The 22,862-nt window shown below is 42.3% G+C and carries 19 protein-coding genes and 1 tRNA gene; 13 read left to right on the top strand and 7 right to left on the bottom strand.

Annotation, left to right across the window (positions count from 1 at the left end; translation table 11 throughout):
* Positions 1–66: 66 nt before the first annotated feature.
* The 8 genes from kdsA to AK822_RS10805 all read left to right on the top strand — a co-directional run bounded on the left by kdsA (position 67) and on the right by AK822_RS10805 (position 8,256).
* Positions 67–927, top strand: a complete 861-nt coding sequence (gene kdsA, locus AK822_RS10840; RefSeq protein WP_060491651.1) for a 3-deoxy-8-phosphooctulonate synthase — start codon at positions 67–69, stop codon at positions 925–927.
* A 30-nt stretch (positions 928–957) separates the two neighbouring features.
* On the top strand, positions 958–1,212 hold the full coding sequence (locus tag AK822_RS10835) for a heavy-metal-associated domain-containing protein (RefSeq protein ID WP_060491650.1): 255 nt from the start codon (positions 958–960) through the stop codon (positions 1,210–1,212).
* Positions 1,213–1,460: 248 nt separating this feature from the next.
* A complete protein-coding gene (locus AK822_RS10830) occupies positions 1,461–1,685 on the top strand; it encodes a heavy-metal-associated domain-containing protein (protein ID WP_060491649.1) in 225 nt (74 codons plus the stop codon).
* A gap of 219 nt (positions 1,686–1,904) precedes the next feature.
* Positions 1,905–4,265 (top strand): heavy metal translocating P-type ATPase, encoded by a 2,361-nt coding sequence (locus AK822_RS10825; RefSeq protein WP_060491648.1) that lies wholly within the window; start codon positions 1,905–1,907, stop codon positions 4,263–4,265.
* Positions 4,266–4,585: 320 nt separating this feature from the next.
* Positions 4,586–5,902: a phosphopyruvate hydratase gene (gene eno, locus AK822_RS10820; RefSeq protein WP_055125148.1), complete on the top strand. Its 1,317-nt coding sequence runs from the start codon at positions 4,586–4,588 to the stop codon at positions 5,900–5,902.
* Positions 5,903–6,026: 124 nt separating this feature from the next.
* Positions 6,027–6,335: an FtsB family cell division protein gene (locus AK822_RS10815; protein ID WP_055125147.1), complete on the top strand. Its 309-nt coding sequence runs from the start codon at positions 6,027–6,029 to the stop codon at positions 6,333–6,335.
* 123 nt (positions 6,336–6,458) lie between these two features.
* Entirely contained in the window at positions 6,459–7,226 is a 768-nt protein-coding gene (ispD, locus tag AK822_RS10810; RefSeq protein WP_060491647.1) for a 2-C-methyl-D-erythritol 4-phosphate cytidylyltransferase, read from the top strand.
* A gap of 406 nt (positions 7,227–7,632) precedes the next feature.
* Positions 7,633–8,256, top strand: a complete 624-nt coding sequence (locus tag AK822_RS10805; RefSeq protein ID WP_045444510.1) for a BLUF domain-containing protein — start codon at positions 7,633–7,635, stop codon at positions 8,254–8,256.
* A 384-nt stretch (positions 8,257–8,640) separates the two neighbouring features.
* Here the strand turns inward: AK822_RS10805 and AK822_RS10800 are convergent.
* The 4 genes from AK822_RS10800 to pyrC form a co-directional block, all read right to left on the bottom strand.
* Positions 8,641–8,716 (bottom strand) — tRNA-Glu (locus tag AK822_RS10800).
* Between the two features lie 53 nt (positions 8,717–8,769).
* A complete protein-coding gene (locus AK822_RS14920) occupies positions 8,770–8,967 on the bottom strand; it encodes a hypothetical protein (RefSeq protein ID WP_157292410.1) in 198 nt (65 codons plus the stop codon).
* Between the two features lie 298 nt (positions 8,968–9,265).
* Positions 9,266–9,925, bottom strand: a complete 660-nt coding sequence (gene rnt / locus AK822_RS10795; RefSeq protein ID WP_201600334.1) for a ribonuclease T — start codon at positions 9,923–9,925, stop codon at positions 9,266–9,268.
* Between the two features lie 291 nt (positions 9,926–10,216).
* Positions 10,217–11,287 (bottom strand): dihydroorotase, encoded by a 1,071-nt coding sequence (gene pyrC / locus AK822_RS10790; RefSeq protein WP_060491645.1) that lies wholly within the window; start codon positions 11,285–11,287, stop codon positions 10,217–10,219.
* Positions 11,288–11,614: 327 nt separating this feature from the next.
* Here pyrC and AK822_RS10785 point away from each other — a divergent pair, with 327 nt between their 5' ends.
* Complete coding sequence (locus tag AK822_RS10785) at positions 11,615–12,853, top strand: argininosuccinate synthase (RefSeq protein WP_060491644.1); 1,239 nt, start codon at positions 11,615–11,617, stop codon at positions 12,851–12,853.
* A 154-nt stretch (positions 12,854–13,007) separates the two neighbouring features.
* On the opposite strand, the gene AK822_RS10780 is transcribed toward AK822_RS10785, so the two are convergent.
* Complete coding sequence (locus AK822_RS10780; RefSeq protein ID WP_060491643.1) at positions 13,008–14,306, bottom strand: hypothetical protein; 1,299 nt, start codon at positions 14,304–14,306, stop codon at positions 13,008–13,010.
* A gap of 146 nt (positions 14,307–14,452) precedes the next feature.
* Here AK822_RS10780 and AK822_RS10775 point away from each other — a divergent pair, with 146 nt between their 5' ends.
* Positions 14,453–14,992 (top strand): L,D-transpeptidase, encoded by a 540-nt coding sequence (locus AK822_RS10775; RefSeq protein ID WP_060491642.1) that lies wholly within the window; start codon positions 14,453–14,455, stop codon positions 14,990–14,992.
* A gap of 211 nt (positions 14,993–15,203) precedes the next feature.
* Positions 15,204–15,818 (top strand): nitroreductase family protein, encoded by a 615-nt coding sequence (locus AK822_RS10770; RefSeq protein WP_060491641.1) that lies wholly within the window; start codon positions 15,204–15,206, stop codon positions 15,816–15,818.
* 314 nt (positions 15,819–16,132) lie between these two features.
* Here the strand turns inward: AK822_RS10770 and AK822_RS10765 are convergent, their stop codons facing one another.
* Entirely contained in the window at positions 16,133–17,833 is a 1,701-nt protein-coding gene (locus AK822_RS10765; RefSeq protein ID WP_060491640.1) for a CYTH and CHAD domain-containing protein, read from the bottom strand.
* Positions 17,834–18,180: 347 nt separating this feature from the next.
* Here AK822_RS10765 and AK822_RS10760 point away from each other — a divergent pair, with 347 nt between their 5' ends.
* Complete coding sequence (locus tag AK822_RS10760) at positions 18,181–19,323, top strand: DUF4349 domain-containing protein (protein WP_060491639.1); 1,143 nt, start codon at positions 18,181–18,183, stop codon at positions 19,321–19,323.
* A 137-nt stretch (positions 19,324–19,460) separates the two neighbouring features.
* Here the strand turns inward: AK822_RS10760 and AK822_RS10755 are convergent, their stop codons facing one another.
* Positions 19,461–21,047: an isocitrate lyase gene (locus AK822_RS10755; RefSeq protein WP_045444527.1), complete on the bottom strand. Its 1,587-nt coding sequence runs from the start codon at positions 21,045–21,047 to the stop codon at positions 19,461–19,463.
* A gap of 689 nt (positions 21,048–21,736) precedes the next feature.
* Here AK822_RS10755 and AK822_RS10750 point away from each other — a divergent pair.
* Positions 21,737–22,726 carry a LysR family transcriptional regulator gene (locus AK822_RS10750; protein WP_045444529.1) on the top strand — a complete coding sequence of 330 codons (990 nt, stop codon included), beginning with the start codon at positions 21,737–21,739 and terminating at the stop codon, positions 22,724–22,726.
* Positions 22,727–22,862: the final 136 nt, after the last annotated feature.

Raw genomic sequence — 22,862 nt, 5'->3', positions numbered from 1 at the left:
GTTACAATATGGGATAGAAATATTAATAACAATAAAGAGGGTAACGACTTAATGGAACATTTATCAATGGCGCAATCACATGTCAAACTTACTACGCCAAATGGCAATACTCTTAATATCGGCAACGACCAGCCATTTGTGTTGTTCGGTGGTATGAATGTCTTAGAATCAAAGGAATTGGCCTTCGAGATTGCAGAGCAATATGTCGAAATATGTCAGCGTTTGGGCATTGGCTATGTCTTCAAAGCCAGTTTTGATAAAGCCAACCGTTCAAGCCTGCACTCGTATCGAGGCCCTGGATTAGAGCAGGGTATTGATTGGCTGGGGCAAATCAAAGAAAAATTCCAAGTTCCTATTATCACGGATGTACATGAGCCGTATCAAGCGGCACCCGTTGCTGAAGTCGCAGATATCATCCAACTACCTGCATTCTTATCACGTCAGACAGATTTGGTACATGCGATGGCGAAGACAGATGCGATTATTAACATCAAAAAAGCACAGTTTTTAGCGCCGCATGAGATGCGTCATATCGTTAACAAATGCCTTGAAGGTGGTAACGATAAGTTAATTCTTTGTGAGCGCGGCAGTGCCTTTGGTTACAATAATTTGGTCGTTGATATGCTTGGTTTTGATACCATGAAGCAGATGGATATCCCTGTATTTTTTGATGTGACGCATAGTTTACAGCAGCCAGGCAGCCGTAGCGATAGTGCGGGCGGACGCCGTGAACAAATCACAACATTGGCACGAGCAGGGATGGCGACAGGACTGGCAGGGTTATTTTTAGAAGCGCATCCAAATCCAGAAACTGCAAAATGCGATGGTCCGTGTGCGCTACGTATGAGCCAATTAGAGCCGTTTTTGCGTCAGTTGAAGCAAATTGATGATTTGGTTAAAGGCTTTGAGGTGTTAGATACCCATTAATGTATTCACAGACAATAAGAGGCTGAGATCATGGCGATGCAAACAGCAACAGTCAGTATCGAAAATATCGATGATGATGAAGGATTAAAGAGTGTGATGACAGCGCTGAAAAATATCACAGGGGTGACGGCCATCGAGCTTGATCCTGATAATAATGTTGCCACCATACGTTATGAAGATACAGACACCAGTATCCATGCGTTTACGGCGGCAATCAGTACTGTCGATTATGTGACCCAGCCGTTTCCTCTTGATGCACCGCAAAACCCACGTCATGATGATTAGACGTTATTCTAAAATAAGCGCTATTGTCTGTCACTTAGGCATAAATTCACGGTTCCATTATTTACGATTCTATTAATAAAGTGATAACCAAAGAGTCTTGTTGTTAACCGTGATAGGGCTTAAGCTGGTTAAGTGCTATTTTTATAAGGTCATAAAAAATAGCCGTCTTAAAAAGACAATTATAAAAGCAATTCTTTAATAAAAGTATTTACCTATAAAAACTCAGTTACAAAAATAAGGAGCCTCTCATGGCAAACCAAACACGTATTATTAAAATTGATGGCATGACTTGCGGTGGCTGTGTGGCCAGTGTTCATAACGCCACTGCCGATATCGATGGCTTAGACGATATCAGTATTGAGCTGGCAGATAATCAAGCGACGGTTACTTTTGATGATAGCAAAACCAGTGTAGAGACAATTGCTGCTGCTATCGACGATGCAGGCTTTGATGCCACTATTGCCAATGCTTAACCTGCTTCATTTGTATTAAAAAACCGGCTATCAAGGCTGGTTTTTTAATGGTTAAAAATTATTGATAGTAGCGTACTCATTATTCAGTTCGACCATACCAATATCAAATTTAAAAGTGTGCTATTTGTTTGACTTAGATATTCCATCCACTGAGTTGCTGTCCTAGCTCAGACGACTTTATAACGCCATAACGCATAAACGCCATACCGAGTTTTATTTATGAATGATACTACCCAAACCGACAATCATAACGCCTACGATGTAAAAACTGATATCCAATCCAATACGCCGCTCGCGCCGCAGCGTGCACACTTGCAGCTAGCAATTGAGGGGATGACGTGTCAAGCCTGCGCCTCGCGAATTGAGAAGGTGCTCAACAAAAAGCCGTCGGTATACGAGGTGAGTGTAAACTTCGCTGGCGAGACTGCGAATGTTGATTATAATCCGACCCAGACAACGCCTGAACAAGTAACAGAATGGGTAAATAAAACAGGCTTCGTTGCCAATTTGCAGGCGGCCGATAGTTTGTTTGCAAAAACAGATGAAGATACCGCGACTCAGTACCCATGGCGCTTGATTGGGTTATGGGTTTGTTTGGTGCCGTTTTTAGTTGGTATGGCAGGTATGCTCGTTGGTCAGGGTATGGCGTGGATGCCGCCGATTTGGACTCAGTTTATATTAGCGACCATTGTACAGTTTGGATTTGCTTTACCATTTTACAAAAGCGCTTGGGCGTCGATTAAAGGTGGTCTTGCTAATATGGACGTGCTAGTCGTCATCGGTACCGTGACTATTTGGGCGTATTCAACTTATCTGTGGCTGACCCATGGCGATGGCACTTTAAACAGTTTGCTGCAAAGTGGTCATGCTGGTGGTCACGGTGCGGATGGCAGTCCTGCGGTGTATTTTGAAGCAGGCGTCATGGTCATTGCTTTTGTGCGTACGGGTAAGTATCTAGAAGAGCGTACTAAGAAACACAGCCTCAATAGTATCGATTTATTATTGTCTTTAACGCCCGATGAAGTCGAACAGCAGCAGCCTAATGGTGATTTTCATAATGTTGCTCTTAAAGACGTGCAAGTTGGTGATATTTTGCGTGCCAAGCAAGGCAGCCGAGTTGCAACCGATGGGGTGGTTATCGATGGTGCTGGCTGGTGTGTCGAGAGTCACTTAACGGGTGAGTCGGTACCGCTCAAAAAAGAAGTGGGAAATAAATTATTGGCAGGGGCGTTGGTTGAAAATGGCAGCTTGTTATACCGCGTCAGTGCTAAAGGTAGTGATACAAAGCTTGGTGATATGGTACAAGCCCTCAGCGATGCCCAAGGCTCAAAAGCCAATTTAGCCCGTCTTGCCGATAGAGTGACGGCGGTATTCGTCCCAGTCGTCGTTGCCATTGCGCTTATCACCTTTGGGGTGACGTGGTGGCTGACTGGCATGATTGATACTGCCTTGATGCATGCCGTCTCGGTGTTGGTCATTGCATGTCCTTGTGCTTTAGGTTTGGCAACGCCAGCCGCTATCATGGCTGGTATGGGCGTTGCTGCTCGTCATGGTGTCTGGTTCAAAGACGCACAAAGCCTTGAAGCGGCAGGCAACATCGATACAGTAGTGCTCGATAAAACAGGTACTTTGACCATTGGTAAGCCGACTATCGTGGACCATGTGATGGTGGATAAATCGATCGCAGTCGATGATGTGTTACAAATAGCCGCAAGCGTTGAAGCACATGCCAGTCATCCGCTAGCAACAGCATTGGTTAACGCGGCTACTGAGCGAAACTTGCCGTTGATGAATGTGACTGATATTAGTGTCATTAAAGGCGCTGGTATACAAGCCAATATTGAAGGTTTGGGTGTGGTAAAAGTCGGTACCGCAGAGTTTGCTAACTTAACACTGCCTAAGCTGATGCCAAAGGTATGGCAAATTGCCAGTACCGTTGCCGTCAGTATTAATGATGAAGCTTTGGGTGCTTTTGCCCTAGCCGATGACTTAAAAGTAGATACTCCGAAGGCTATTACTGCGCTACAAGATGCAGGTATCAATGTCATTTTGATGAGTGGTGATAAGCAGTCTGTGGTCGATCATGTGGCAGGGCAGCTGGGTATTGAGCAGGCTTATGGTAAAATGAGCCCACGTGATAAGGCCAGTCAAATTGCCTTGTTGCAAACGGCTGGTCATAAAGTTGCAATGGCAGGTGATGGTGTCAACGATGCGCCAGCGATGGCAACTGCCGATGCAAGCTTTGCCATGTTTGAAGGCACACATGTCGCCCAGCATAGTGCGTCTGCCCGCTTGATGGGTGAGTCACTGATGCATATTGATGCCGCGCAAAAAATAGCTAATGCAACAGTGCGCAACATCAAGCAAAATCTGTTTTTTGCTTTTATTTATAACTGCTTGGGTATTCCGCTGGCCGCTTTTGGTTTCTTAAACCCTATGATTGCCGCCGCTGCGATGGCGCTTAGCTCTATTTCAGTATTAATGAATGCGTTACGTTTGACCCAATTTAAAACAAAGGTTGAGCTGGATAACACAGTATCTGGCTCCCACGCTAAAACAGAACGTCTAACAAAAGTATAAGAGTCATATGGCTTTTAATATTATAGGTGCTGAGACAAATCCATAATTGGTAATTTGTTTATCTAAGTGTGATTTTATCAGCGCCAGTCGGTGCAAGATAAGGGAAGTTTGGCAAAATTTATGCTATGATGCCAAGCACTATAGCTGACGATTAAAGTATTAAAACCACCTTTAATCTTGCTCAAAACTTGCTGACTATATAGATAAGCAAAGCTGGTTTGAGCATAGCACTATACGATATTTTGCTTTATCTTTTTTGTATTCTAGTTGCCGTTATTTATCCCACAAACTTGGCATGACCAAAGGAATTAACAGACATTATGTACGCTGAAGAAACCACCAACGTCACCGCAATTAAAGACATTCGCGCCCGTGAGATTTTAGACTCGCGTGGTAACCCAACCATCGAAGCTGATGTAATCTTAGCTGATGGCACTATCGGTCGTGCTGCTGCGCCAAGTGGTGCATCAACTGGTTCACGCGAAGCGCTTGAGCTACGTGATGGTGACCAAAGTCGCTATATGGGTAAAGGCGTCAAAAAAGCCGTTGCTAACGTCAATAGCCAAATTCGCAGCGCGTTGATGGATAAAGACGTCACCGAACAGCAAGGCATTGATGATGCAATGATTGCGCTAGATGGCACAGAAAACAAAGATAGCCTTGGCGCTAATGCCATGCTAGCGGTGTCTCTTGCCACTGCAAAAGCCGCTGCTAAGTCACAAAATCTGCCATTACATCAATATATTGCCAACTTGCGCAATCAGACGTCGCTGACGATGCCTGTACCGATGATGAACATCTTGAATGGTGGTGAGCATGCGGATAACACGGTTGATATCCAAGAGTTCATGATTGAGCCTGTTGGTTTTACTAGCTTCTCAGAAGCATTACGTGCTGGTACAGAAATTTTCCACAGCTTGAAATCTGTGTTGAAATCACAAGGTTTAAATACTGCGGTTGGTGATGAAGGTGGTTTTGCGCCAAACCTGCGTAGCAATGAAGAAGCCATCACCGTTATTATGCAAGCGATTGAGCAAGTCGGCTATAAAGCGGGCGAAGACATTCATTTGGCGCTAGACTGTGCGGCTAGTGAGTTTTATAAAGATGGTCAATATATCTTGGCAGGCGAAGGCAACAAAGCCTTTGATAGCCAAGGATTCTCAGACTATCTAGTCGGCTTGGCGCGTCAATATCCTATTATCTCTATCGAAGACGGGCTTGACGAGTCTGATTGGGATGGTTGGAAATATTTGACTGAGCAGATTGGTGATAAAGTTCAGTTGGTTGGTGATGATTTATTTGTGACCAATCCTGCTATCTTGCAAGAGGGTATTGATAAGCATATTGCCAATGCAATTTTGATTAAGTTTAACCAAATCGGTACTTTATCAGAAACGCTAGATGCGATCTATCTAGCGAAGAAAAATGGCTATGCAACCATTATCTCACATCGTTCAGGTGAAACTGAAGACAGCACCATTGCAGATTTAGCCGTTGGTACGGCTGCTGGTCAGATTAAAACTGGCTCACTATGCCGTTCAGACCGTGTGGCAAAATACAATCAGCTGCTACGTATCGAGCAACAAGTACGTGCAAGCTACCGTGGTCGTGAAGAGTTCATCGGTCTACGTGGTTAACAAGCCAGATTTCTTGCTACAGCTAGGCGATATGTCATCATTAATCTGGTGATATATCGCCTAGCAAGCTTAGCTGGTTTTTTATTTTTATTATTGTCTCTATGTTGTTTGGCGTTATTATCTTATGAAATACTTTAGCCAATTTATGCTACTTGCTCTAGCCGTTGCCGTCCTTTTGGGACTGCAATATCAGTATTGGCTGGGCGAAAATGGTCGCTTTGAGCATAATAAATTGCTGACTCAAATCGAAGAACAACAACGCTTAAACGAAAACCAAGTGGCAGCAAATAACTTATTGCGTACTGATGTGCATGACTTAAAAACTGGTCTTGAGGCAGTGGAAGAGCACGCTCGTTTAGATTTGGGTTTGATTAAGCCGAACGAGACCTTTGTACAAGTATCTACGGCGCCCACGACGCATAGCCGTTATTAATTGCTCTTAACTGTCTAAAATTATGATCTTCTATTGTCTATAATAGAAATCTTATTCCTAGTCTATCCCTAGCAATACTGTCATGGGTTCTAACCATGAATACTACTTTATGAATATTGCCTTATGAACATCACACCTAATGTACATGCTATGATCGTTGCTGCGGGTCGCGGTAGTCGTTTTGGTGCCTCTATTGCCAAGCAATATACGATGTTGCAAGGGCAGACCTTGCTACAGCATAGTGTGGCACGGCTTGCTAGTAGTGCTTATATTGATACATGTTTATTAGTCATCGCAGCAGATGACAGTACGGCACAGACATTAAGCTTTGCGCTACCCATACATTATGCCATGGGCGGCACTGAGCGCTGGCAGTCGGTACAGGCAGGGGTAAAGGCGATTATTGAGGCGGGAGCTGACGATTCAGATTTGGTTGTTATTCATGATGCTGCGCGTCCTGCGGTTCCCAGTCATGATATTGAAGAGGTCATCGAAGCGGCGATGCTAGAGCCCTATGGTGCTATCTTAGCGACACCGGTGGCTGATACTTTAAAGGAATCCTATCCGCAGTCTACCGCTCAATCTGAGCTTGTAGGTGAGACGGCTGTAGTTAACCTGACAGTGAGTAGCAGCCCACATTCTTACGCTAAACGTACTATCGATCGCCGTCATATGTGGCAAGCACAAACGCCGCAAGTATTTCGCTTAGGTCAGCTGCAAAAAGTATTAACTTATGTCGCTGAACACGAGCTCACCATTACTGATGAAGCCAGTGCATTTGAATATTTAGACCTACCCATTCGCCTCGTGACTGGCAGTCGCCAGAATATCAAGCTTACCTATCCTGATGATGCTATCTTGCTCGCAGCGATTATTACCGCTCAGTTCTGAGTAGACTAAAAATAATTAAACACTCGCAATAGCCATCAGTCTGTATCAATCTCATTAATGAGCCGGTGGTCTTATCGCTCATTGGTGACGGTTTTTATCATCACTTTCCCCTCCCATATTACCTATTTATCCTATTGCTTCCCAAAAACCACAGTGCAAGTTTTCGATATAAATAATTGCGAATTATTGTTTGGTTTTTTCAATTAATGATATAAGATAAACATATATTGCTTTGATGACTAAACTAGCCTATGATGTAACCAACTTAATACAATTAATATAAACATTTATAAAATCAATAATATACCAAGCCTATTTGATATTTTCAAAGATCTTGTTTCTATGTTTTTTCTAAATTTAGTATGGTTGTCTTAGCTACATTTACCTAAAAATAGGGAGAAGCTGATTGTCAACAATCAACGATTCGACAAATCCAGTGACGACAGATCTCTGCCAGCTTATATATATAAGCCAAATTACTTCGACTGGTCTTTCAAGCCCCAGCACGCTTAACGACATCTCAGAGGTCGCGATTGAGCGGAACCAAGCCGATAATGTTACGGGTATTCTTTGCTATGGCAATGGCTACTTTTTTCAATGTGCAGAAGGGTCAGAACAAGATTTAACCAATCTAAAGAATCGCTTATTATTAGATGATCGACATAAAGAATTAAAAATCTTAGATTTTTCAGAAATTACCGAACGCCGTTTTTCGAACTGGTCTCTACGCTCCATTACACTTGAACGTTGGATGACCAAAGAGCCTGAGCTGAAAAAACTCATGCCATTTAAACCCTATGATTGGGGCTCTAACGCATGGCGCGAATTTTTAGATATCTTACAAGGGTATTATGAGGAACAAGCAAGAACTGGCAATATTGACACGCCACCTATCAAGTACAGCACGTTAGGGGTGACGTTAAGTAAGGTTGTTGGTCAGCATCAAGCATTCTTCTTGATTCAAACAGTACTCGGTATCATGATTGTGATGACATTGTTGTGGCTAATGCTATCAGATAAGATTTGGTAGTTTTTGTAAAAATAGACTGTTTGACTTAAAAATCCAGTATTCAATGCTGGATTTTTTTGCTTAAATTTATGGTGAAGAGTTCAATAAATAAACAAAACATCAAGTTAGGTATAGAAACCATAGATAGCGACGCTTAGTAAATATACCTTAATATCTTGAGCGAACTTAATACCGAATCTTATGTATAAGATTAATTATGCTTAATTTATCAAGTAAATCGGCGATGACGAACTGAGTGCTAAGATATCAAGAACCTCATGATATAAAAAACAGGCATAAAAAAAGCCCAATCACAATAGTATGTGATTGGGCTTTTTTGGTGGTACGCTTATTAGTCTTATCAGATGCTTTGCAGCAAACTTGCTAATAAGTGACGCCAAATAGTGGCGTCCCCAGGGGGATTCGAACCCCCGTTACCGCCGTGAAAGGGCGGTGTCCTAGGCCTCTAGACGATGGGGACTAGTAACACAACACCTCAGCTGCTTTCACCTTTATGCTGAAGTGGTGCATATTTTAATAGCGTCTGCTCTTGCTGTCAAGCCTTTTTCTTCTTCTTTTTAAAATTAAGTATCTTTTTTTGATCGCACGGCGAGGATGTAAGTCATTGCGCTTTAAATGATAGCGAATCCATAGAGAAGTACAAGCACTAATAGTCAATGCGAGCAGCATATAACCGAGGATGGTTCCCCATAACTTAAGCTGTGGATCCATAATAGAGTCCCTCCTATTACGCCTCGATAGCATGAATCGTACGGGCTATCGAGACAATGTGGGCAACTTAAACCATCTATAGGATATAACGAGACGTTCTAATGTGAGTAATTACAACAACTTATCTGTTTTTTGAATTGTTTTACACAATATGATATTCAACGGTTAGACAAGAGGCTGATTTATTGTGATATCAATTATATCCCTATTGATTGTAAAACCAAGATGTTAAAGTCATCAAGTATTACAAATAGCACTATTATGGGTAGTTGGCAATATAGGATATGTGATAAATGGATTATTTGTGACTACTCTCAGTCGAATCCTCTTTATTTTCTTCAGTATGCATCGCATTAGCCAGCATAGGATAATGGTTTAGGATATGACAAAACAGCTCAGCAGTCTTTTGTGTATCGTATAGGGCAGAATGTGCATCATTACCATCGAAATCAAGCCCCGCTGCCTTGCAAGCCCGTGCTAGTACTGTCTGACCAAATGCCAGCGCAGATAAAGTCACTGTGTCAAAAACTGAAAAGTTATGAAACGGGTTGTGACTTTTGTTATTGGTACGCAGCACTGCCGCATTCAAAAATGCTAAGTCAAAATGGGCGTTGTGCCCAATTAAGACGCACTGGCGGCAGTCCTCAGTACGGCGTACTTCTTTTAACCCTTTGAAGATACGGCGTAGTGCTGTTTTTTCGTCTTCGGCAATGGCTTTACGCATTGGATTGTTGGGATCAATGCCAGTGAAGGCAAGGGCACTTGGCTCAAGATTCGCGCCTTCAAAGGGTTCGATATGAGCATTGAATGCTTCCCCAGGATAAAACACACCTTGCTCATTCAGTAGTACAGGAATGCAGGCAATCTCTAGTAAAGCATCGGTTTGCGCATTAAAGCCGGCAGTTTCCACATCAACGACGACAGGTAGAAACTTACGAAATCGGTCTTTTAGACGCATTGGTGCTAGCTCGTCTGCTGCGGCATCTTCTGTGTGACTATTTGATGGGCTCTTAATGCTATTATCTATAGGGTTTGATGGGTTTTCGTCAGGTAAGGCGGCATCGTTTGGAGTGGTCATATCTGGTTAAATCGCTTTTATCAGTCGTACTGTTATATTGAATTAAGACATTAAATGAAAAATAAATAACCTATGATATAAATCACACTACTGATTAGCAGATGTCATTCTTATCATAGGGTTAAACTTCTCAAGTTAAAATAGAATAAAGATGGTTTTGCTTAGTGAGTTTTATGCTTTGATAGACCAAGGCAGTGTCTCGCCTGCCATAAGTGGGGTCAATGATGAGCCATCAAAGTAAGGATAGGCTGCTGGCACTTGCATAGGTGTATTGATAAGTGTAATCGTGCTTTCATTGACTGGCAGTCCATAGAACTGAGCACCAAAACGACTGGCAAAGCCTTCTAACTTGTCTATTTTCCCCACGCTATCGAAAGCGGTGGCATACAATGGCAAGGCAGTTGCGGCGCTATAGCAGCCAGCACAGCCACAAGCGGCTTCTTTTTTATCCGTCGCATGTGGAGCTGAGTCCGTGCCCAAAAAGAATTTGGGATTGCCACTGGTTGCCACATCTAGTAATACTCTTTGATGGCTTTCACGCTTCAAAATAGGCAAGCAATAAAAATGTGGCTTGATACCGCCAACCAATAGATGATTGCGGTTAAACATTAAATGCTGCGGAGTGATAGTGGCGGCAATGTGATTGCCTTGTGCTAAGACAAAGTCTGCCGCATCACTGGTAGTAATATGCTCGACGACAATCTTTAATGTAGGGAATTTGACAATGATTTGCGCCAACACTTCGTCTAAAAAGCGCTTTTCACGGTCAAAGATATCCACATGATCTTGCGTCACTTCGCCATGTATCAATAGTGGTAGGTTGTACTTTTCTAATGCTTCAAAAACATCGACACAGGCGTTAATATTGGTGACACCATCAGCCGAATTGGTAGTCGCGCCAGCAGGATAAAGCTTGACCGCTTGGACGATACCTGATTTTGCTGCCATCTCGATATCTTGAGCAGTGGTTTTGTCAGTGAGATATAAAGTCATACGTGGATCAAATGCAGTTTTGCGCTCAGCACTCAGCTCACTGGCTACTAAGTGCGCCATGATACGGTCGCGATAGGCACGCGCATCGTCAGTGTTCTTAACAGGAGGCACTAAGTTTGGCATACATATGACACGGTTAAAGCTGTTTGCTGCGTGCGATACAGTCGTGCTCAATGCTTTGCCATCACGCAAATGGATATGCCAATCGTCTGGCTGAAGGATGGTCAATTCTCTAATCGAATCAGTCATAATGTCGTCGCGCTCTATATCGTCATATACGGAAATAAAAGGAAGGGATACTGTACTGCTATCATAACAGATTTGCCTACTTGACTAAATATGCGGCTAAATATCTGTACATAATACATGGGTTATTTTTTAATTTGCGGCAGTCAACTGTCACCTACATGTGAACAATTGAAATCTATCGACCCAAAATTTAAATCAAAAGCTTATGCCATGGGGCAGTTGCACTTTTGCCTATAGTAAATATGATGTACACTGAGCAAGTAATTTATCTTTTGATTGAATATTAGCGCTTTTCCTAACACTAAATGCTCACAATAGGAGTTCTTCATGGCTCAACTTGATCCAAAAAATATTAATAAAATTGTCTTGGCCTATTCAGGTGGTCTTGATACCTCCATCATCGCTAAATGGCTGCAAGAAACCTATGATGCAGAAGTGATTACCTTTACTGCTGATATCGGTCAAGGCGAAGAAGTTGAGCCAGCCCGCGCCAAAGCTGAAGCCATGGGCATCAAACATATCCATATCGAAGACTTACGTGAAGAGTTCGCCCGTGATTATGTATTCCCGATGTTCCGCGCCAACGCTATCTATGAAGGCGAGTATCTGCTAGGAACTTCTATCGCGCGTCCGTTAATCGCCAAGCGCTTGGTTGAGATTGCTAAAGAACACAACGCCGATGCTATTAGTCATGGCGCGACTGGTAAAGGGAATGACCAAGTCCGTTTTGAGCTTGGCGCCGTTGCTTTATCGCCTGACGTGGTTACCATTGCACCATGGCGTGAGTGGGACTTGTCTAGCCGTGAAAGCTTGATGGAATATGCCAAAGAGCATAACATTGCGATTGATTATGCGGGCAATAAGAAAAAATCTCCGTACTCAATGGACGCCAACTTACTACACATCTCTTATGAAGGTGGTATTTTAGAAGACCCTTACGCCGAAGCAGAAGACGATATGTGGCGCTGGTCGGTGAGCCCAGAAGAAGCGCCTGACGAAGCACAATACTTAGAATTAGAATACGAAAAAGGCGACATCGTTGCCATCGATGGTGAAGCACTTAAGCCGTACGAAGTCATGATTAAGCTAAATGAGATTGGCGGTCAGCATGGTATCGGACGCCTAGATATCGTAGAAAACCGTTATGTTGGCATGAAATCACGCGGTTGCTATGAGACGCCAGCGGGCACCATTATGCTAAAAGCGCATCGCGGTATTGAGTCACTGACACTCGATCGTGAAGCGGCGCATTTAAAAGATGAGCTGATGCCACGCTACGCTAAAACGATTTATAACGGCTATTGGTTCAGTCCTGAGCGTATGATGCTACAAGCATTGATTGACAAGTCACAAGAATATGTCAATGGCACCGTACGTGTGAAGTTATACAAAGGTGCTGTGAGCGTTGTTGGTCGTAAGTCAGATGATTCCTTGTTTGACGAAAAAATCGCGACTTTTGAAGATGATGCGGGCGCTTACGATCAAAAAGATGCAGAAGGTTTCATCCGTCTAAATGGTCTACGTCTGGCGATTGAAGCCAGTCGTGGTCGTGATTTATCAAAGTAAGCCGGTCTTAATAGACTATGCTAGATAAAGCATGAATAAAAAAAATGAATAGAAAAGGCGCTATATGAACAGCGCCTTTTTTTGTGGATTTTTTAAAGGTTTGTTCGATAATTTTTTGCTAATTAAGAAGTCCTGTATTCAGAGCTTTTATTTATCATTGAGCCGCCTTTGTTTCTTTATCATCAGACTCGTCATTGTCAACCATGACAATAGCCACATCCTGCTGTTGACGTTCTTCGATAATATCTTGTTCTACTACCTCTTCTGTTGCCAGTAACACACCGTTAGATTTTTGGCTTTGATACTTGAGCGTTGCAAGCCCGCCAAGCACCCCGATCACAGCAATAATAATCAGGATAACCGGATTTTTCCAGAGGGGTATTGATGCCTCGTATTCAATGGGCTTTTCGCTGGTGGTGGTCGGCGTATTATCGTTATTACCACCAATTAAACCCAAGCTTACCAAAGGTGGTTTGGGTGCGCTGGCAGGTTCGGAGGTAATACGTAGGCGATTACGACTGAGATAGATATCTGAGATTTTGGCGAGCTGTAATAGCCAGCGTTGGTGTGGCAAGGCAATGGCTTGCATTTCTGTAAAGACTAGCATATCGTTATGGCGACCTTGCTGCAAGTTATCAGGTGAGCGTCCAATGGCTTTTAAATAATTGCCAGTTGCCAACTGCATATCTTGCACAGGCTGTTGATTTTCAGGCTTGAATGTCGTCAATTCATGCCAGTAAGGATTGAACGCTGGTGGGGTGTCAGCGAGCTGCTCTGTACTTAATAAGGCACGTTCTGTATTAGGATGTTTTTCGGATTCGGTTGCTGATTTTGTTTTTAATGTCGAGTCTGAATTGACCTCTGATGCTGCGACTAGACTGTTATCTTCATTTACCTCATTCAATTTAACAGAGACAGACGCTGGCTCATTGATGGCAAAGCGAGCAGCTGATAAAAACTGTGGCTGTAAAGCGAACCACTTATCCATCTCGTCGTTATCAAGTTGGCTATAGTCAGCTAAAATAGCCAGTTCACGTAAGACAATCACGCATAAGGACGTGAGAAGTATCTGTACTTGCTGCGTTGTTGCGTCAATCTGCTGAGCAATATAGTCACTCGCTTTAATCACGCGAGCATTATCATAAAATATCGCATCCGCTGCTTCATGGCGGTGATATAACGTCGCATTCATGGTCGAAAAATTCATCGAATTATATTGGCGTAGCTCTTTGACTGCGCCGCGACTAAATAGCTTTTTGCTCACAGCTTGTCCGTCATTGTGCTGCTGGTAAGCAAGCAAGGCACTGATAATGGCCTGCAAACTGGCATCCATTGCCAATCGAGCTTGTGGTAATGAAAGCTTGGCGGCATCGGCCAATAAAGATACCATTGGCTTGGTATCTTGATAGAGAAAATCATACATCGACACACGTGTCGGTGAAATAGTCGTCATAATCTGCTAGCATCAAAAAGTGTGCCCCTATATTACGGTGCCAAAAGCCTTGATACAATCCCTTAATAATAGAAAAAATCAATCCACTTACTTATCACGCGGTCAATAATGATATCTATTGGGTAAATGACCGTTGGAAACATTCTATGACAAATAACGAAAGCTATAGCGAGAAAAATAACGAAAGTTCTGATGTGCAGTTGGTGGTTAATATTGCTAAGCAAACATTAACGCTCTACCAGCATAATAGAGAATTGGCTCAATATACGGTGTCTACTGCTAAAAATGGCATTGGCAGTCAACAAGATAGCGGCTGCACACCTCTTGGCAAACACTTTATCGCCAAAAAAATTGGCGCAAATGAACCCATGAATGCCGTGTTCATCGGACGCGTCCCTACGGGCGAGAGATATAGTGCTGAGCTTGGTGAACGACATTCTGAACGCGATTGGATATTAAGCCGTATTCTTTGGCTAAGTGGTGTGGAAGAGGGCTTTAATAAAGGCAGTAATAGTCAAGGTGGCTGTGATACTTATCAGCGTTATATTTATATTCATGGTACGCCAGACAGTGAGCCGATGGGTGTGCCACTCTCGCACGGCTGTATACGTATGCGTAATGAGGATATTATTGAATTGTTCGAGCAAGTGGAAGAGGGTACAACGGTGACGATTGTCGATAATTAACGACTATTTATTAACAATTACGTGGTAAATTATTTTCTTACATCTTAAGTAAAACAGAATAACTTCATAGAGTAATTGATAAATAAAACTTTATATATTGTAGATATTATTTAGTGTTTTGATATAATAGCTTGCTTATGAATGATCGACTTGTCATGCTAAACATGGCTCGTTTGACCTATATTTTATGATAATTATAAGGATAATATCGATGTCTAAAGAAAGCCTAGTCACTTTACAACAAGCCTTTGATGAACGCCGGTCAATATATGCTTTGGGCAATGAGCTGCCAGTAGAGCCACAAGCAATTGTCAATATGGCAGAGCGTGTTTTATTACATACGCCTTCTGCTTTTAATTCACAATCTTCGCGCTTGGTCGTACTGTTTGGTGCCGAACACCAGAAATTATGGGATATCGCTGAAGAAACACTGCGTGCAGCCGTCGGCGATGGCGACTTTTCTGGCACTAAGCAAAAGTTAGACGGCTTCCGTGCGGCAGCGGGTACAGTGCTGTTTTATGAAGATAAAAACGTGACTGAGTCATTGCAAGAGCAGTTTGCGTTATATGCAGATAGATTCCCAGTTTGGGCTCAGCAAACCTCAGCCATGCATCAGTATGCGATGTGGACAGAGCTACGTACTTTAAATGTTGGTGCCAACCTACAGCACTACAATCCGCTTGTGGATGAAGACGCAGCTAAGGCTTATGCTATCCCGGATAGTTGGGAATTGGTGGCACAAATGCCATTTGGCAACATTGTTGAGCCTGCTGGCGAGAAAACGTATCAGCCAGTTAGTGAGCGTATGAAAGTGCTGGGTTTATAAAACACTTGAGCTTATGAAATACTTGAGCTTATGAAATACTTGAGCTTATGAAATACTTAAGCTTATAAAATACTTAAGCTTATAAAATACTTAAGCTTACAAACACGCTAGCTGTAGAAAATTGATAGTAATTTTTGAATTACGTTTAACTCAGTTGAAGTATTACGTTTTTCAAATGGCTGAGTTTAAGTATTCAATCAAAAAAAGCATCTCAAAGCAAGCGCTCAAAAAAAGACAGCCCATATAAAGTGAGTTGTCTTTTTTATTCTAAGCTTAGTTTATTTTAAGCTTGGTTCATGCTGCTAAGAGTCTTTTTACCGAAATATTGAGCTGTCTGCCACTTTAGCCAAGCGTTTTTCTGTGCGCTTAAGGTCTCTCACTAGCATGGCTGCAAACCAGCCAGCGCCATACAACGCAATGCTATCTGTCTTCGACTTTAATTGATAGCGCTGTTGGTACATTTTATGATTATGATATTTATTCAAAGTCTTTTGCGCTTTTGCTAAGTATTTTAGCCAGCGTTTACTTTCCTTCTTGGCTTTTTTCTTTTTTGACTTTTTCTTATCTAATAATGGCGTGGCAAACTCACTGATATAAAGTAAGGTGGTTAACTGCTCATGCAGCTCGTGCTCTGCATTATTATCGTCTAGATCAATATTTTCTATATCGTCACTTTTTGAATCTACGTTTTCTAAGTCACTATCGTCTAAGTCACTATCGTCTAAGTCAACACTTTGTAAATCGTCATCTTTTAAATCATTGCTTTCTATATTAATGTTATCTGAGCCAACGTCTTTTTTACTCTGTAGCCTTTGCAATGCTTTGCCAAGCTTTGCCTGCTGTTTGGATAAGGTTTTTGCCAGTTTATCGATGGCGAGTTGATCAGCCTGCGGTTCGAGGCTTGGGTCGCTCATGGTAAAGGCCATCAGCTCAAGTAAGGTCAGCTGAAAATCGTTGGCACTGACAGCATCTTTCGGAGTAATCTTCAGCGCATCCATATTTGTTGTCCAATCGACAGTAGGTGCACCTTGTTGTTGCAAATTAGGCTCTATATGTGAGGCAAGATGGGCAAGCTCTCGATATTCATTCAATAACATGGCTGTTTGTTTTAGTATCGGCAGCCAGTCTGGATTGATTTCGTCAGAATAGTTAGCAAATGCTTGTAGGGCAGCTTGCAAGCGGACAATACCAATGTATAGTTGTAATGCATGGTCGTCCTCTTCGCTGCCAGCGACGATAGCGCTGCTATTGGGCAGTATTTGCAACAGACAGTTATGTACCGCTGCGCGCACAAAGGCAGGCATACTGATTTTCTTATCGATATTTAGCTGATCAAGGTCAGCGTGGACAGCTGGACTATGCTGCTGTTCTGTGATGAGTAAACCACCGCGCTCAGCTTTGGTCACCGTAGACAAACAAAGCTTGTAGCGCTTACACCAAGTTTTGGCGGTTGCAAATAAAAAATCAATATCTCCTGATACCAGCTCAAACTCAATCTCTTGAATAGCATCACGCTGAGTATCATCATTACCGTGAATAATTTCTCCATAATCGTACGCCATCTCGATATGGTTAATCACTTCATCGTCACCCTCATCCACTAGCAATCGTGTGGTGCGCTCTACATCGGTCACATATAGCCGTGTGAGATTTTTAGCCAGTTTTTTTAGCTTAAATTCAGCCAGAGCAGGGGCGACAGAGGTGTTTTTATAAATGGTTAAATCAGGCATGAGCGTATTATTATCGAGCATCGCTTGTACTTGTTCATTATCCAGTACCGCATTATGCTCTAGGCGTGCTGCAATGCCATCGCCGCCCGCTTTGATGGTCTGTACCCAAGCATCGCCTTCTTTACGGATACGCAAGCCAATGCCTGCCTCTGCAAGCTGTTGGTCTGGGGTATCATAATAATGGGCAGCCAGTTGTGTCACCTCAGAAGACTTGACTCGTGCTTGGCGCATCAAACCTTTTAGTCGCGACTCTGGTACTAAAAACTTTAGCTCTATCTCTTGCATGATGGCTCCCGATTATTTTAATAAATTTGAATGACTACCATCGTATGAAAGCTATCGGCGAATAACAAGCAAAATTTTTTCTATAAATAATCTGAGCCAATATTAGAGATATACTTTTAGTAAGTAATCATTATAATTAACGTTAATTATTAAACAAAAGTAGGATAAAGGTGGTTGGCTTTATAATAGAAGCTAAAATATTTTTATCCAATATGTTTACCATATCTCATAAAATGCCGGATTATAAAATAATGACGCGATGCACTCAAAAGAAGTATGACACGCAGCAGTCTCATTCGATATTACTGCCTAAAGCCTCGTTTCCATCAGTTTTATGTCTACCAATAATGCTTGGGTCTGTGTTATTGATAGGCGGCTGCGATAGCTCTTCTGAATACGCAGAGAGTAGCGCTGATATGGAGTCGGTTCAGTCTGCAACGGAGGAGGTTGCTGATAGTGAGATGGCTGGCATCATGTCCGATGTGGCAGCTAATAATGCCTCTAACGCTAATGATTTAGAGGTTGAAAACCTATCGAGCACTAGTGAACAGACCCTTGGTAGTCAGGCAGCAGACATTAAAATTGCGGGCAAAGCGCTATTGATAACTGCCAGTGCTGATTTTAAAGTTGAAGATGTCGTCAAAACTAGTGATGCTATTGAGAGTTTGACACGGCAACAGGCTGGTTATGTGGCACTTAGCAATATTAGTAATCATCCACGTGATAGTCGAACCTTTGTAAAAGGCAATAAAAATATCACGATTACAACCTACACTCGTCAAGCTGACATGACGGTTCGTATCCCTCGCGCCAATGTCAGTAAGTTCCTAGCGCAATTACAACAGCAAGTCGCATTTTTAAATGGGCAGCAGTTTAGTGCTCAAGATGTGACATTAGATATTTATCGTGAACAGCTAGCGAGCCAGTTAAATAGTGATATGGCAAGCGAGCTTAGCCAAGAACGCCTCAATAGTAAAAATGATAAAGACCAAGGTAGCAATGTTGATGCTATTACCGCGACTTATGCGGCACGTCGTCAGCAAAAGCTTGCCAAGCTTGAGCAACTGGCTATCGCTGATAAAGTTCAATATAGCACCATTAACCTAACCTTTATGCAGCCAGATATCAGCTATAAAGAAACCACACAAAATCTAGATGTGCTATTAGATGCTGAGCAGCCAAGTTTTAGTAGTCAAGTGAGTCAAGCATTTAAAGATGGCTGGGAGATACTTAGATCAGTAGCGCTTGGATTGATACAACTGTGGTGGCTGCTTGTACTTGGCGGTATTTTTTATCTAATTTATAGAATGATAAAAGCAATCTATCGTAGATTTTTTAAACATGATCCCCGTATAAAAAATATGAAGCGTGAGCTGATGGGTGAAAATCCAAAAAGTCACGATTCAGTCGGTATACAGAGCAGTCAGGTAGAGGATAACATTAACAATATGAAAGAGACTGATAGTAAGGATAATAACCACTCAAATTAAGAATTAACAAGCTCACAATGCTCAAAATCTTATAATGCTAGAGTGCAAATAAGCAGACATAAAAAAGCCGCCCTACAAGATAGGACGGCTTTCTTTATAACTGGTACTTACGAGATGTACTTATAAGTGGTCGGTGATTAGAACTGGTTCATCGTGTTCTTACCGCCGCCAGCTTTAAGGGCGTTTTCACCTGAGAAGATCTCTTTGTGATCATCGCCAAGGTCAGAACCAGCCATTGCTTGATGCTTAACACAAGCGATGCCTTCACGGATTTCTTTACGTTGTACGCCAGCAGCATAAGCAAGCATACCATCTTCACCGAAGTAGCCTTTAGCAAGCTCATGCACGCTAAGCGCAGTGGTGTGATAAGTAGGTAGCGTGATTAAGTGATGGAATACACCTGCTTCACGTGACGCATCACGTTGGAAGTTTCTAGCCGCTTCGTCAGCTGCGGTATCAAGTTCAGTACCATCGTAATCAGCACTCATCAAGTCATCTTTATTGTAGGCAGATAGGTCTTTGCCTTCTTCTTCCCACTGAGCGATGATTTGCTTACGGAAATTCAGTGTCCAGTTGAACGATGGGCTGTTATTGTATACAAGCTTGGCTTTAGGCTGTTGCTCTTTGATACGATCAACCATCATTTTGATGTGTGCGACGTCTGGAGTCGGTGTTTCGATCCATAGTAGATCCGCGCCATTTTCTAGAGCCGTTACACAGTCAAGTACGACACGGTCGATGTTCGTTTCTTCACGGAATTGATATAGACCATTTTGAAGACGGACTGGGCGTACTAGTTTGCCGTTATGCTTAAGCAAGCTGTCGTTCTCTTTGGCGTTTTCTAGCGTGACTTCTTCCATCTCGATAAAATCGATGTACTGAGAAGCAAGATCGCCTGGCTCATTTGATACTGGGATTTTTTGCGTTAGTGACGCGCCTTCAGAGTCAGTACGAGCAACGATAACGCCGTCTTCAACACCAAGCTCTAAAAATGCATAACGAATAGCGTTGATTTTTGCGATATAGTCTTCATGCGGTACAGTGACTTTACCCGCTTGGTGACCACATTGCTTCGCGTCAGATACTTGGTTTTCAACCTGAATAGCACAAGCACCAGCTTCGATCATTTGCTTAGTTAGCAAGTAAGTGGCTTCTTCGTTACCGAAACCTGCATCGATGTCAGCAATGATTGGCACAACATGTGAATCAAAGTTTTCGATTTTTTCTAGGATGGCTGAGGTATCTTGACCCGCTTCTTCTGCAGCGTTTAGCTCACGGAAGTAGTCGTTCAATACTTTAGCATCAGCTTGACGTAGGAAAGTGTAGATTTCTTCGATTAGCTTAGGTACAGAGGTTTTTTCATGCATAGATTGGTCAGGAAGAGGACCAAACTCAGAGCGAAGGGCTGCAACCATCCAACCTGATAGGTAGATGTAAGTTTTAGACGTCGTACCAAAATATTTTTTCTTAGCGTACATGGTTTGTTGAGCCACAAAACCATGCCATGCACCTAAAGACTGCGTGTACTGAGACGTATCATTGTCATAGTCTTCCATGTCTTGACGCATGATTTTTGCAGTATATTTGGCGATATCTAAGCCCGTTTTAAAACGGTTTTGTGACATCATACGTGCCGCATCGGTTTCGCTGATATTCTGCCAGTTACCGTGCTTTTGCTTTAATTCACGTACTAAGTCGATCGCTGATTTATATGCAGTTGACATCTATGTCTCCTTGGGGTGGTGAAAATTAGTAACTTAGAAAATTACAAGTATTGAGGTAATTTTGATATATGTAGAAAGATGCTGGCAGAAGTAAAAATCTAAAATATAAACCTTGTGCGTTAGCAATCTCTACTAAACTATAAGAAAATTATGATAAAAGCAAATAAAACCTGTCGAATTGGTCAGCTTTTATTATTAGGTCTTTCGTTTTAGGTTGAATGCGCTTTTTTATAAGTCTTTTTAACTCTTAAAGTGCTTATTGCCCTAAAAAGTGCCAACTACTCATTCAAGCTTAAAAACAAATGAGAGCAAAAAATTAAGTTTGCGTAATAAATGTTATGTCCGTATTTCCGCATGAAAATGCGATAAAATACCTGTGGTAGTCAATCCATCAAAACGCACGGCGACAGCCTAACATTAAACAAGGACTAATTAAGTGCTTGCTAGCCACTATAGCTAGGTTGCCTTGATTTATCTAGTTTATGATTATTATCTTGGGTATTTAATTTTATGATAGTATATATAAAACAATGACTTATAATGAATAATTTCAGTTATAATAAGCGTATATCAAAATAATTAATATAAAATTGTCCTTATTTCATGCTGTTATAGATGATTTATACTAAATAACAGGGCAAAAAACGCCGCGTTTGTAGTGGTATTTATTTTAAGGTAAAGAGACATATATGAATTTGCAGCGGGTAGATTTAAATTTATTGGTACATCTAGATGTGTTGTTACGAGAAAAAAACGTCACTCGTGCAGCTGAGCAGCTTGGCATTACCCAACCTGCGATGAGTAATATTTTGCGCCGGCTGCGTAAGCTATTTAATGATCCGTTGCTGGTACGCTCATCCGAAGGCATGACGCCGACTGAACGCGCTTTGGAGTTACAGCCTCGTATCCGTGAAATACTGGCAGATTTGACACAAGTATTAGAGCCACGTACTGAGTTTCGCCCTTATAGTACCTCGCGCGTTTTTCGTATCATGACCTCAGACTATGCTGAAGCGACATTGGTACCAAAATTGGTCAAAGCATTGCGCTCAGAGGCACCAAATGTCATCTTGGATTTCTTGACGCCATCGGACGTCTCATATCGTGATATGGAGCAGGGGCGAGTGGATTTGGCGATCAACCGCTTTAATGAAATTCCGCAAAGTTTCCACCAAGTTTTGGTCTGGCGCGATACCTTTAGCTGCCTATTGTCCTCTGACAGTCCTTATGCTCATCGCTTTAATCTGAAAAATTATCTTAAGGCGCAGCACGTTTGGGTCTCTAAAACTGGTATGGGTGTAGGATTTGGTGTCAATCCAGAAAAATCTGGTGGCCTAGGTTCAATTGATCAAGCACTGCAACGTTTAGGTCAAAAACGTCAAATCAGTGTTTTTACCCGCCACTATCAAATGCCAGCCATGCTTGCAGCCAATAAAGATTTGGTTGCAACTTTGCCTACGCGTGTGGCAAAAATGCAAGCTAATAACGACAGTATCATGATGGTCGAGCCACCATTTTTTATCCCTGAATTTGAGCTAACGATGGCGTGGTCGCCTTTGTTGCAGCATCATCCCGCCCATCGTTGGTTGCGTCAGCTTATCATGCATGTGGCTCGTCAAATTGTTGACGAAGAAGAGAATCCACCACAAGAAATTCCTGTGATGAATCATTTGTTTTAAGCCATTTGTTTTAAGCCATTTATTTTTGGTTATCAGTTGCTTATTTATTAAACCAGCCCAAGCGCTGGTTTTTTATTGTCGTAATTTTGCTGAAAAATCTCGTCCAAGATTTTGATCTAATAAATCTGTCAGTCAC

The organism is Psychrobacter sp. P11F6, assembly GCF_001435295.1.
Classification (GTDB): Bacteria; Pseudomonadota; Gammaproteobacteria; order Pseudomonadales; family Moraxellaceae; genus Psychrobacter.
This window is presented reverse-complemented; position numbering and strand designations above follow the sequence as displayed.